This window comes from Deltaproteobacteria bacterium, assembly GCA_026388415.1.
Classification (GTDB): Bacteria; Desulfobacterota; Syntrophia; order Syntrophales; family JACQWR01; genus JAPLJV01.
Genome location: JAPLJV010000063.1, coordinates 55,627 through 67,338 on the forward strand (window position 1 = coordinate 55,627; position 11,712 = coordinate 67,338).

12 protein-coding genes and 1 pseudogene are annotated in these 11,712 nt (G+C 50.0%); 7 read left to right on the forward strand and 6 right to left on the reverse strand.

The window, feature by feature from the left end; translation table 11 throughout:
• Positions 1-32: 32 nt before the first annotated feature.
• Entirely contained in the window at positions 33-191 is a 159-nt protein-coding gene (locus NT140_13150) for a hypothetical protein (GenBank protein MCX5832806.1), read from the reverse strand.
• Positions 192-391: 200 nt separating this feature from the next.
• Between NT140_13150 and NT140_13155 the strand changes: the two genes are divergently transcribed.
• The 5 genes from NT140_13155 to NT140_13175 all read left to right on the forward strand — a co-directional run bounded on the left by NT140_13155 (position 392) and on the right by NT140_13175 (position 6,453).
• Entirely contained in the window at positions 392-1,447 is a 1,056-nt protein-coding gene (locus NT140_13155; GenBank protein MCX5832807.1) for an alpha/beta fold hydrolase, read from the forward strand.
• Between the two features lie 494 nt (positions 1,448-1,941).
• Positions 1,942-2,421, forward strand: a complete 480-nt coding sequence (locus tag NT140_13160) for a hypothetical protein (GenBank protein ID MCX5832808.1) — start codon at positions 1,942-1,944, stop codon at positions 2,419-2,421.
• 1 nt (position 2,422) lies between these two features.
• Positions 2,423-2,755 carry a hypothetical protein gene (locus NT140_13165; protein ID MCX5832809.1) on the forward strand — a complete coding sequence of 111 codons (333 nt, stop codon included), beginning with the start codon at positions 2,423-2,425 and terminating at the stop codon, positions 2,753-2,755.
• A gap of 449 nt (positions 2,756-3,204) precedes the next feature.
• Complete coding sequence (locus NT140_13170) at positions 3,205-3,804, forward strand: hypothetical protein (GenBank protein ID MCX5832810.1); 600 nt, start codon at positions 3,205-3,207, stop codon at positions 3,802-3,804.
• Between the two features lie 18 nt (positions 3,805-3,822).
• A complete protein-coding gene (locus NT140_13175; GenBank protein ID MCX5832811.1) occupies positions 3,823-6,453 on the forward strand; it encodes a CHAT domain-containing protein in 2,631 nt (876 codons plus the stop codon).
• Between the two features lie 206 nt (positions 6,454-6,659).
• Here the strand turns inward: NT140_13175 and NT140_13180 are convergent, their stop codons facing one another.
• The 4 genes from NT140_13180 to NT140_13195 form a co-directional block, all read right to left on the reverse strand.
• Positions 6,660-6,827, reverse strand: coding sequence for a hypothetical protein (locus NT140_13180; GenBank protein MCX5832812.1), 168 nt, complete (start codon positions 6,825-6,827; stop codon positions 6,660-6,662).
• A gap of 336 nt (positions 6,828-7,163) precedes the next feature.
• On the reverse strand, positions 7,164-8,318 hold the full coding sequence (locus NT140_13185; GenBank protein ID MCX5832813.1) for an OmpA family protein: 1,155 nt from the start codon (positions 8,316-8,318) through the stop codon (positions 7,164-7,166).
• A gap of 30 nt (positions 8,319-8,348) precedes the next feature.
• On the reverse strand, positions 8,349-8,735 hold the full coding sequence (locus tag NT140_13190) for a DUF4398 domain-containing protein (protein ID MCX5832814.1): 387 nt from the start codon (positions 8,733-8,735) through the stop codon (positions 8,349-8,351).
• A 941-nt stretch (positions 8,736-9,676) separates the two neighbouring features.
• The gene (locus NT140_13195; protein ID MCX5832815.1) at positions 9,677-10,441 is read right to left on the reverse strand and encodes a hypothetical protein; all 765 of its coding nucleotides are present in this window, start codon (positions 10,439-10,441) and stop codon (positions 9,677-9,679) included.
• On the opposite strand from NT140_13195, the gene NT140_13200 reads away from it, so the two are divergent.
• On the forward strand, positions 10,432-10,725 hold the full coding sequence (locus tag NT140_13200) for a hypothetical protein (GenBank protein ID MCX5832816.1): 294 nt from the start codon (positions 10,432-10,434) through the stop codon (positions 10,723-10,725). The two genes, NT140_13195 and NT140_13200, sit on opposite strands and share 10 nt — an antisense overlap.
• Before the next feature lie 260 nt (positions 10,726-10,985).
• On the opposite strand, the pseudogene NT140_13205 reads toward NT140_13200, so the two are convergent.
• Positions 10,986-11,368, reverse strand: a pseudogene (locus NT140_13205) (carboxymuconolactone decarboxylase family protein).
• Positions 11,369-11,538: 170 nt separating this feature from the next.
• Between NT140_13205 and NT140_13210 the strand changes: the two are divergent.
• A partial coding sequence (locus NT140_13210; GenBank protein MCX5832817.1) for an ArsR family transcriptional regulator occupies positions 11,539-11,712 on the forward strand: 174 nt, incomplete at its 3' end.

The following is an 11,712-nucleotide window of genomic DNA, read 5'->3' on the forward strand; positions in this document are numbered from 1 at the left end:
TCAATCGCCGTTGCTATATCGGCGGCACTGATCTAGTAGTGGGTAACCATCCGGAAGTGGGAAGGCCCCGCATGATGGAGCAGCACCCCCTGCTCCTTGAGGCGCGCCACGAATTCGTCATTCGTTAAGCGCTGATCAACGAGATCGAAGAAGAAGATGTTTGTCCGGATGTGGTCCATTTTGGTGGCCAATCCCATGATTCTTGGGTTGGAATTGGTTTTAAAAGCGAACAGCCTCGGTCGAGCGATCTTACTTATTTTACTGATATATTCAGGATTGCAGACACAGTGTCTGCCAAAAATACCCCTTGACAAGCAAAAACAGCCCACCTATGCTCCCCCCGTCGAAAAGCAATGTCTTATCAAACAAATATCAAAAAAGGAGGGGTTCTGTGAAAGCAGAAAGGCTACGTCATTTTTCCCTACTAACCGCACTTTTCGCGCTTCTGGTGTTTGTTTCTCCCCTCTTCGCACAGGAAATTACCGTTACCCCGCGGTACTTCCACATCAAAGATTTCAGATTCCAATCAGGTGAAGTGCTGCCTGATATGGTAGTTGAATATGCAACCATTGGAACCAAGAAGGTGGACAACACCGGTACCATTATAAACGCTCTTGTCTGGTGCCATGGATGGAGTGGGAAGGCTGCTCAGATCAAGGAAGCGAAAGGAGTCGTCGGACCGGGTAAAATGTTCGACACCAACCAGTATTTTATCATCCTGCCCACAGCTATTGGGTCACCGGGATCCTCATCTCCTTCCACGTCGAAGCTCGGACCGAAGTTTCCAAAATATACCGTAGGGGACATGGTCAAGGCCCAGTACATCCTTGTGACCGAACATTTGAAGATCAAACACCTTAAAGGGGTGGTGGGACCCTCAATGGGGGGATTCCAGACGCTGGAGTGGGCCGTATCATACCCTGATTTCATGGATTTTGTCATACCCATCGCGACGAGTTATGAAAATAAGGGCCGAGTGCTCGGGATATTTACATTGATGAGCAACGCCATAAAAACGGACCCTGCTTATCAGGACGGCAACTACAAGGAACAACCCGTGACCGGCCTGAGAAATGGGTTCATGGGGAATTTCCTCTGGTATTTTTCTGACATGTTCTATAAGGAGAAGTATCCCACAACGGAGGCCTTCCTCAAGACTCTGGATGGTGCCGGGCAGGCGGGCACCAGGTCGGACGCAAACGACGTTGTCTGGCGTAATGACAGCATGAGAACGTACGACACAAAAGATCGCATATCGAATATCAAGGCACGGGCTCTCGTTATCGGCATTAACCAGGATGAGCTTTTCCCGCCCCCCGACATAATTGCCCTTTCGAAGACAATAAATGGGGCGCAGATGTTTATGTACGATTCACTATTCGGACACGTAGGGTGTGCCTATGATCTGATCAATGCGGACAAGCCGATCCGGGCTTTCATGAAATAAGAGTCGCTGGTAATCCAGAGGCGAGATGCATTATGCGCCGAACAAGACTCTCAATCAAGCTTTCACAAAGGCTGCTTGCCCTTGCGGGTGGCGCGTCATCGTGCAAGTGGCTCAGCGCCTCATTGGGCAGGTGAGGGGTTTTGGGTGGCCATCGGAGAAAGTAAAAGCAATTACTTGAAACGGTAATCCTCAATTCAATTCCCAATCAAAAACCCTTGACTTGGAGGTGCGCGGCTCTATTGATATTTGACCACGATCGGCCCTATTGATAACCAATGGAACGGTGGAGGTTTTGACCGTCGGCGCAACTTACGGGATGAAAGGTGCTGATTTTGAAGCGTGACTATTTTGGCGGGTGGTGGTATCCTCCGTTTCCTGTATTCCACAAATCGTAAACCTCGATAAAAATGCAGGACTTCAAGAGGCAGCGTTGTGGTCTTTTTCAGAATGAAACGGGAGACAGTCTTGAACGAATGGGAAATGGAGGTGGCAACATGTGGAAGGAATTATCGTCAATGCCTCATGTAGTGTTCGGCTTGTTCGGGATTCTCGCCGCGATTTGGGTTATTGTGGAAGCCCTGAACAGCAGCGAGGCGAATCAGCACCGGTTGAAACTGGCCAGTATCGTAACGACACTGTTCATGTGGCTCTCCTATCTGATCGGGGGGTGGTGGTATGTCGTCTATTACGGCGCCGCCGTCAGCAACAGCGATAAAACGATCATCCTGGCCGGACCCTGGAAATGGTCCCATTCGTTTTTCATGGAGGCGAAGGAACACATTTTCTTCATGCTGATCCTCCTGAGCATCCTGCTTCCCATCGTCACTTTCGGCAACCAGGTTTTCAAGGACAGGAAAATCAGAAATCTGAGCATCGTGATCGCCTTGACGATCGTGGTTCTGGGGCTGGGCATGGAAGGCTTCGGCGCAATGATCAGCAAAGGGGTCAAAATGAGCCTGTTGGGAGGGAAATAACATGAAAAAGCGATCGGAGAATCAAGCATTGGATAAGTTGTCCGTCGGTTTCGGGGTGTCGTTTCTCGTCGCAAGTATTTTTAACGCCCTGCTGATCATTACCAAAGAAACATACGCCCCGGTGAAGAACTGGATGAAGTCCCTTTTCGGCCATCACTGGACAACCCACGGGATCTTTGTCATCGTCCTTTTTATCGTTCTGGGGTACATTTTATCCAAAGCCGATCTGGAGAAGAAGATTGACGCGGACAAAACCTCCGGGATGGTCATTGTAGGAACCGTACTGGGAGGACTGATCATCGTAGGATTCTTCTTCAAGCATCTGTTTGAATAAGCTGTCCTTACGCGGAAAGGCTGTCAGGTTCTGGTGACGGACGGCTGTTTCTACGGCAACAAGGGCATATTCCGCGTCGCCCCGCGCCTGGAGTTGGAAAAGCTGCTCGTGCCCTTTAGGATGGAGGCCATATTCCAACACAAGGTGTGGTCAGCGATTCCGCCGGTTGGAAGATCTTGAAACGTCAAAAGGAGGATTTAACAAAGTTCTTTCTGAAAGCAAGCATACGTTGATTTTAAGGAATCTCAACTCTTTCACTCCGAAATCATTAATGTTGTTTTCTCGATATTTATGATATCTCTAACGAGTAATTTGAGACGCTGTGGTCATAATATTGATAGACGGTTGAAATATTGTAGCACATTCGGAAAACCAGGCGGCAAACGGAAAAACGTACATCAGCCGGTAGCATCGAAAGAACCCGGTCTACTCGACTCAATGGGATTCTCATGAAAAAAACTGTGCTTTTGTTATGCCTCATCACGTTGTTCCTTGCCGGATGTGGTGGCATCATAGACATGCGGAAAATTTCGGTTGAGCCAAAAATCTCGACCGAGAATATGAAGAAAAGTTCCCTGAAAGCGGGGCTCCTCCTCGACGACAAGTTCACCGGCTACAAATATGTCTTCGAGACGGGCAAACAGATCTTCCTGATGGCGAACGTAAAGGGAGAAATAGAGATCGGCAAGAATTTGTCTCAAGCCCTTTACGGAATTGTTTCCAGCAAATTCGGAAACGTTGCCATTGTTAATGATGTAAGGGAAATCCATAATGTCGACATTTATTTTGTTCCCCGTATTAAATCCTTCACGTATTCGCCTCCCTATACAGGGATGAGTTCTCATGCCGCGACCGTAGAGCTCGAAACGGAAATCTTCGACGGTAACGGGCGACTGGTGGGCAGTTTCAGCATTAAGCAGTTCGGGAGCAGAAACATGTTCAATCAGTTCGTAATGCAAACGAACTATGAGATGGCGCACGGCGCGGTGAACGAGGCTATAGACAACCTCCTGAATGAATTTTCCCGGAAGCTTGATGAACTTTATTGATTCAGACAGGAGAACACTATGCGGCTGAAACGATGGCTGCTGATTGTCCTGGTCCTCTGCACCAGTGGTTGCGGACTTAGTCAAGGATTAACCCGATCCGAGGGCCTTGCCAACTACCACCCCCTATTCATGATCGCCACCAAGAGCAAGGGCGATATCCTCACTCAGGAAGGACTGGAATACCTTCGCGAAGGTTCCTTCAACAAGTTTCTGTCCTCCATGGGCGAGGCCCTGACGTTTTACTCCGGCAATGGGGGAAAGACCGCCGATATTTGCCGCTATCTGGGCAAGGCCTATCTCGATCGCAACGAGTACGACAAGGCGCTGTCCTATTTCAACCAATCGTTATCCGCCGCTAAAAGCAGCCGATACCAGGAGGGGATCTTCCTGGCGACGGTCGGACTGGCCGATTGCTACAAGAAAATCGGGGATGCCGATAAAGCCATGGAAATTCTGTCGGCAGCCCCGCCGGACAATCGTGAGTCCGCAAAGGGCGCAAATCCCCTCATTGCCCTGAGCATGGGTGAGACCCTCGCCCAACAGGGCCGTTTATCCCAGGCACTGGACATCTTCACCAGATCCCTTTCCAACATCGACAGTTACAAGGACGACAAACTGAAGCAGTCGGTTTACTCCTCCCTGGGCACGACCCTTTTCGGCCTCGGCCGTTATCAGGAGGCGATCACCCATTACCAGCGTGCCCTTGAACTTGCCCGGAAAAGTTACAACACACCGGATATCGTGGACATACTCAACAACATCGGTTTTTGTCTGGTGTCTTTGAAAAGATACGGCGAGGCCGCCATGGCTTTTAATGAAGGGTTGGGGCTCCTGACCGTCATGGACCTGCAATATCCCGAAAAACAGATGTACGCTAATTACGGTCTGGGGCTTTTGAATGAAGAGCAACACCGTAATGCCCAGGCGCTACTATATTACAATACCGCCATCAAGTTTATTGAAGAGTTGAGAGGCAGCCTGAGTTCGACGGAGTTCCGGTCCTTGTTCCTATCCAATAAAATAGCCGCCTATGAACATGCCATTGACATTCTGCTCATGTCAGCAGGTCGGACGGCGGATGACATCCGCCTGGATCCGCGATTTACCAAAGCGGGCCTCACACCCGCGGAAGTGGCCTTCTTCTACGCCGAAAGCACCAAGGCCCGATCTTTTCTCGAACTGCTCTCCAAAGCCAGAATGGGTGCCCTCGCCGACCGGATCCCTCGCGAGCTGGCCGAACAGGAACGGCGATTGCTCAACACTATTGACTCGCTCCAGACCTCCGGAAGCGGTCAGTCGGAAGCGCAGCGAGAGATCCTGAAAAAATCAAAACGTGAACTCGATGAGTTGATCGCCAAGTTACGGAAAGAGCATCCGGATTATGCCTCCATCCGCTATCCGGAGCCGGTTATGGCAGGGAATATTCCGCTGCGTGCCAATGAGGTGCTCCTCGCCTACAAGGTCAATCCCAAGAATACATATCTTTGGATCATGGAAAAAGGCAAAAAACCGTCGGCCGTCAAAATCGCCGTGAGCCGGGAGGAACTTACCCGGAAAGTCAGGGAATTCCGGAGCGGACTTGAAAATCTGGACCAACTGGAGGTCTACGACCCCGAGAAAGGGCAGGCTCTGGGCAGGCTCTTGCTGGAAGAGGCTCTCAGCCGGATAGACTCGGACAAAAATATCATCATCACCCCCGACGGCGTTCTGAACATGGTTCCCTTCGAGGCATTAACGGTTGGTAAAACAAAAAATGCGATTCAATACCTGGGAGAAAAATACAAAATCAGCTATTATCCCTCCGCCTCGGTCATGGCAACCATGCGGCAGTTCAAGGAAAGTCCCAAATTATCCAAGCCACTGTTTGCGCTCGGCGATCCGGTCTATGAGGATTCCGATGTGCGTTACAGCCGGAGAAAGTCCGATAACATCGTCGTGGCCGCCGCCGATCAGACGCCCGCTCTCAATTTGCGCAGTGCCCTGGTCCGCAGTGGTTTCTCTTTGCCACGGCTGCCCGAAACCCGCGACGAGGTCCTGGAAATCGGCGCGCTCTTCGGATACAGGGCCGATGACCCGAACATCAAGCTCGATATGGACGCCTCCAAGAGCGAACTTCTGAAATCCGATCTCGGCCGTTACCGGTTTATCCATTTTGCCACCCACGGTCTTTTGAGCGGCGACATTCCTTACATCCTTGAACCGGCGCTGGTTCTAAGCCAACCAGGAAACCGCAACCCCGAGGACGGCTTCCTCAAGATGAGCGAGATACTGGAACTAAAGCTTAACGCCGACGCCGTTGTCCTGTCGGCTTGCAAAACAGCCCTGGGAAAAGAGATCGCCGGAGAAGGTATCGTGGGCTTAAGCCGCGCCTTCATGCTCGCAGGGTCCAAATCGGTTATTGTGAGTCTTTGGAGCGTGGAATCAAATTCGACTGCCGCCCTGATGAAGAGTTTCTACTCGAATCTCAAGCCCGGAAGGTCCAAGGAAGAGGCGCTTAGGCTGGCCAAGCAGGAAATGAAAAACCAGAATCTGACCCCCTCTGATCTCAGCCGCGGCGTCACGATCGCCGGACGGGACAAGAAGATTCAAACCGGGACCTCCCATCCATTCTTCTGGGCGCCTTTCATCCTGATTGGTGAATGGGAGTAATAATATCCGGATTCCGTTTTATTCAATCTTTTTTCAATCACACTGCAATGGCCATTGATTCTGCTTTTGCGCATTCAAGGAATCATAACGTGTGGCAAATTTCCGGGCTGCCTGTGTAAAATATTTGGATTTTAAAAAATAGAGCAAGACAAAATGCTATTCTGGAATTCCGATATTTTATCGGAAAACTTAGTAGAGAACGAATTTTACCTCTTCGGACAGAAGGTTTTGAATTGCCTTGTGATATTGACTACCTTACGCTCGGAATTCATCCCAGAGTCCCTCTCAATCGGTGGTTTTGTTTCACCTTTGCCGTCGCCTTCTGCTCCCCAGGCAGTACGGTTGCTGGCAGCCTTTTCTGCAAGTGACGTCATCTCTGTCGCTCCTGCCATCAAAAACGCGTGGTGGAATTCGGGAAGTGACTATCACACCTTTTCATTGTTAATATATACTTTAACCGACTTGGTTCTGTTTGTTTGTGTTGTCGTTCTGTGCCAAATCAGGTTCCACCTCGATAGCGAATTGCTGATTATCACGTGAAAAGTGGTAGATAAACATCGGAGCTATAAACGCGTCAACATGCATTAAAACAACAGGACCAGATCAATAATCCGGCCCTGCTGATTTGAGAGGTACCAAAATATGACAACATTTTTGCGATGGTCTGCTGTATCACTCATGCCGTAGAGTTATCGAGTCCTGTTCAAAACCTATTTCCTGAACTGACTCTCCGGCTTGACGCCTTCGTTAAGAATTATCGCCTCAACCCTTCTGTTCTGCCGTTTGCCGGCCGCGGTATCATTGCTTGCCAGCGGGTACTTCTTACTATACCCGATAGTAACAATCCGTTCACTGGCAATGCCGCGTTTTACCAGGGCGCTCTTGACTGATGCGGCACGCTGCTCGGAAAGTCCCTGATTGTACTCATCGCTGCCGACGCTGTCGGTATGCCCTTCAACCAGCAGATTCCTGTTCTGTTTTTTCTGGAGGAATGCCGCTAACTTGTCCATACTGATCTGGGCGCTGGCATTCAGATTGGACTTGTCAGTGGCAAACAGTACATCACCGATAGTCAGCACGATCCCACGGTCAGTCAATTGGCCCTGCAGCTCCGACAATTCCTTCATCAGCAGGGCGAGTTCAGCCCTCGCCATTTCTGCCTCTCTGGCCTGACCCACCGCTTCATTTCTCGCCATTTCTGCGTCCCTGGCCTGGCTCTCAGCTTCAGCCCTCGCCATTTCTGCCTCTCTGGCTTTTGCCATTGCCTGTGACCTTGCCAACGCTGCCTCGAAAGCCTGGATATCGGCAAGAATTCTCGCCCGTTCGGCCTCGCTGTTCGCCGAAGCCAGTTGCTGCTTGGCACGATTCAGTGCAGCAGCATTTTCATCCAAATCCTGTTGGAGCAGTTTTTGCTCCATCCGGCTTTTCAGCAACTGCATCTCTGCCTTTTCCTTGCCCAGTTTGACGATCTCGTTGCGCGTAACGACCCCCTCTGCAAGGGCTACAGAGGTCTGCGATTTACGCTCTGCCATGTAGGCAAGGCGGGAAATGTCATCAAAAAAGAGCTTTTTCTCCCGGGAATCATATTCCTTGGAAGGACTAGACGGATTGGGAGAATAGGCCTTCTTGCTCACCTGTTCAGCGTCCTGCAATGTTTTTTCTGCTTCCAGAAGTGTTTTCAGAGAGTACGATTCTACAATCGGATTGGCCTTTGCCCGGGCATAGTCGGTACGCGCCTGTTCCAGGCGATCCTTGGCGATCTGTTCGCTGGGATCAAGTGCTACTGTGCACCCGGCCAGAACGGCTCCTGCGGCAATCGCAAGGGCGGCGGCTTTCAAGTGGCTGGCAAAACATCTGTAATTCATATCAACTCCTCCTTTTGAATGGATGGGTGGTTATTTAACGGCCGGTATCTTCTTGATTTCGTCGCGCACGGCCAGTATGTCCTCACGCAGCTTCATTGCGGCTTTCTTGGCCTTTTCAGTAGGGGCCATGGCCCGTGCATAATCAGCATCAACCATAGCCTCATCTACAAGCTTGTTGGCGGAAACCATATCCTTGGCCGCTACGGCCGATTTGGCTGCCTCCAGCTTGGCCTCAGCCGACTTGAGAGGGGTTGGTGCATACACGTCAGCGTCAGCCGCTTTGGCGGCGTTGATATTCTCTTGCAGTAGGGGGAAACGTGAGCTAACTGTATCCGTTGTTGCGCACCCGGTTGCTATGCATACGCCAATAGCAGCCAGTCCCGTTGCGATATATCGCGAAACCATGTTTCTCTTCATACATAATCCTCCTTATTATTTGAACTGCAAACCGCGACCAGATATGCATACCAGCGATAGCTGATTCCGATTACCCTGCTTTTACCTTGTCGCTTTTTTATTACTCTGGCAATTGGACATAACAATCAAGTTTCCGTCATGACCTCTATTCCTGCCATGTTCTTCACCTTTGACATCCCAGAAACTTGCACCAAACCCGACCTAACATCAAATCAGGGACATAGTCGTATGTAACAAATCCATGCGCATCTCAGAAAGGTCGTTCGTTGGTATGATGGCTAGCACGATATGGATCGCTAATCTTAGCTGCAAGTGGCTTGCCAAGAACCGAATAATAATCATAATGTTGCATTCTTACCATAATAGCAGTAGGTTAGATTAATTGAAGAGAACTGCAGAAAAGTATGAAATGATTCGTTTGCCCTCAATATTTGGTGGAACCTCAACATATCGAGGGATACTTTGAAGGAGAGTGGATAGCCGAAAATAATTCTTTTTCTCCGGCCGGACTATTCCGAGCTTATACATCCTCGCTCTTAAAGTCCTCGGATGGCAATCGAACGCGTTATTGTGATATTATCTCCGAACCTTTTTAGCTTATGGTGGAACGGCTTTCAACTGGAAATCATCATTTTAGGATTTGCTCGATATCGAGCATTAGTAGGAGGTGATAGAGATAACCAGCGATGTCTTTTTGGTTAAGTATTACGGGTACAAAGGAGCTATGAAAACGCATCACCACTCAGTTAACGACTTCAATAAAAATAACCTACTAACAGATGAATAGGCGATTTCGTTGCTAAGGTGAAAGCGAGGTATTGGTTTCGATCACCTGTTTATTTACCCAGGCTGCCGAGCAGCTCGTCGGCAATGCCCGGGTTTTCGAGCCGCATGATGCTCTCTTCTGAGCGGCCGAAGCTCAGAAGGCTGACGCTGCCGTATCAGACGATCTTCTGATCGAATACCGCAAATTTCTGGTGGATGCTGGATTTGAACACCACGTGGATGCCGGCGGCGATCAGTGATGCCAATGCATCCTCCAGAAACGGGCGGTTTTTCTCCCTGAAATCTGCGGCCGTTCTTGTGACGACAACCACCTTGACCTTGCGGTCGTATGCAGCGCTTAGGAAGGGCAGCATCTGCGACACGCGCCTCTTCGTCACAAACGGACTGACAATCAGGATCTCACGCGACGCGTTCAGCAGATCGTTTTTGTAAACCGGCAGGAAGGTTGTGTTGTCGAAGATGATGTCCGTGGCTTCACCAGGAACGCTTTCCGCCCGCGCCTGGTATCCGATCGCGGCGTATCCGGACAGCTGTTTGTGGTACATCTTCTCCAGCATGGGGACATGGATGTCAATGTAGTCGTAGATACGGACCTCCCGCTTGTTTTCACAGAGCCGGTGGAGGCGGCCCGCGTATTGCTGGAGCGTTCCCTTCCAGGAGATGGGCATGGCCAGAAACAGCGTATCCAGGCGGGGCTCATCAAATCCCTCGCGATGTATCTCCCGGTCGCAATCAGCGTCAACGGCTTGTCGGCAGGCGTTGCGGGGATCCTGGCCAACGCTTCCCGAGTTTCTTTCGCTCCCTTGCCGCCGGTAAGCGTAATCACGTCGGGGATACTTTCCCGCAACTTTGCGGCCAGCAACGCCACGTGCGCGGTTCTTTCGGTGAGAACAAGGGAATTGCCGCCGTTTTGAAAGCAACGCAGGACATCCTCGGCAATCCGCTGATTTCTTGGTTCATTCGCGGCAATTGTGGCGTAGAGTTGCTGAATCGTCGGTTCCTTCCCTGCCGCCTCCAGCGGCGCCCGGAAACTCGTCAAGCGGGAAATGACATAATGCCTCTTTTCCGCCTGTTTTCTGGCATCTACCCGATACCGGATCGGCCCGCATTGCATGAAGATGATAGGATGGTGACCATCCCGTCGCGTCAGTGTGGCCGTCAAACCATAGACATATTTTGCGGCCAGTGCTGCAAATACAAGTAGCCATTTATAAAATTAAGGTATATTATCGAGTTGTGGTTGAACGATGGCGTTATTGGGGGATGATCGGGGGGATTTGTAACTTCCTGTAATCCACAAAATGTCACCATCGATGAAAACGCTTGATTACGAACGGAAATAAATTATGGCCATATTGGAAATCATTTAGGACAGTATTCTAAAATCCATATGTAGCCAGATTGAATATGATGGTTTTGAATGCACACGGCATTCCAAAACCTACCCTCACCCATACCATGGTTCTCATCTTGTTCTACCTGTAGACCATCCATCAACTTATTAAACCCGCTGAAGAGGTCCACAACGGCCATCAGCTCAAGCATCGCCTCGTCATCAAGCCCCAGCTTCTGCGCCGCAGAAGTATGGACGTTCAGTCAATACCGGCATCCCAGCACAGCGGATACGGTAACGGCAATAATCTCTTTCGTCATGCGGTCGAGTTTGCCGTTTCAACCATGACCGTCTTGACTTTGTTCCAGTTTGCCTCCAGGTAACCCGGCTTGGAGGCCATGACCTTATAAAGGTTTGGAACGAAGTCAATGCCAAGCTGAGCTTTGATTTCTCCATAGACTTCCTTGACCTTGCCCGTCGCTTCCGCTTCTGAAATCATCTTTATGGATGCCACTGCCCTCACCTCCTGCCTTCCGCCTGTTTTCAACCTCACATGATAACTATTTGTAGATGATGGTACGGAATTACAGAGTTAAATTCAAGTAAAACAAGATTGGGGAATAGTTTTTCTTGACAAGCCGTTGGCTCGTTGGTACATTAACCAACAACCAGGGAGGAAACATAATGATCACATTTGAAGAAGCGGAAATCAGGGCAAAGATCATCAAGTCCATGTCGCACCCCGTGCGGTTGATGATAATTGAGTTTCTGAAAGGCCGCGAACGTTCCTTTTCGGAAATGTTTGACCTTTTTAAGCTTGACAAATCAACTGTCTCAAAACATCTGCTGGTGCTGAAG

Coding starts and splice junctions, on each gene's coding strand:
- NT140_13185 (MCX5832813.1), bottom strand. CDS start 8,318: ATGAATTACAGATGTTTTGCCAGCCACTTGAAAGCCGCCGCCCTTGCG.
- NT140_13175 (MCX5832811.1), top strand. CDS start 3,823: ATGCGGCTGAAACGATGGCTGCTGATTGTCCTGGTCCTCTGCACCAGT.
- NT140_13180 (MCX5832812.1), bottom strand. CDS start 6,827: ATGACGTCACTTGCAGAAAAGGCTGCCAGCAACCGTACTGCCTGGGGA.
- NT140_13190 (MCX5832814.1), bottom strand. CDS start 8,735: ATGAAGAGAAACATGGTTTCGCGATATATCGCAACGGGACTGGCTGCT.
- NT140_13165 (MCX5832809.1), top strand. CDS start 2,423: ATGAAAAAGCGATCGGAGAATCAAGCATTGGATAAGTTGTCCGTCGGT.
- NT140_13170 (MCX5832810.1), top strand. CDS start 3,205: ATGAAAAAAACTGTGCTTTTGTTATGCCTCATCACGTTGTTCCTTGCC.
- NT140_13160 (MCX5832808.1), top strand. CDS start 1,942: ATGTGGAAGGAATTATCGTCAATGCCTCATGTAGTGTTCGGCTTGTTC.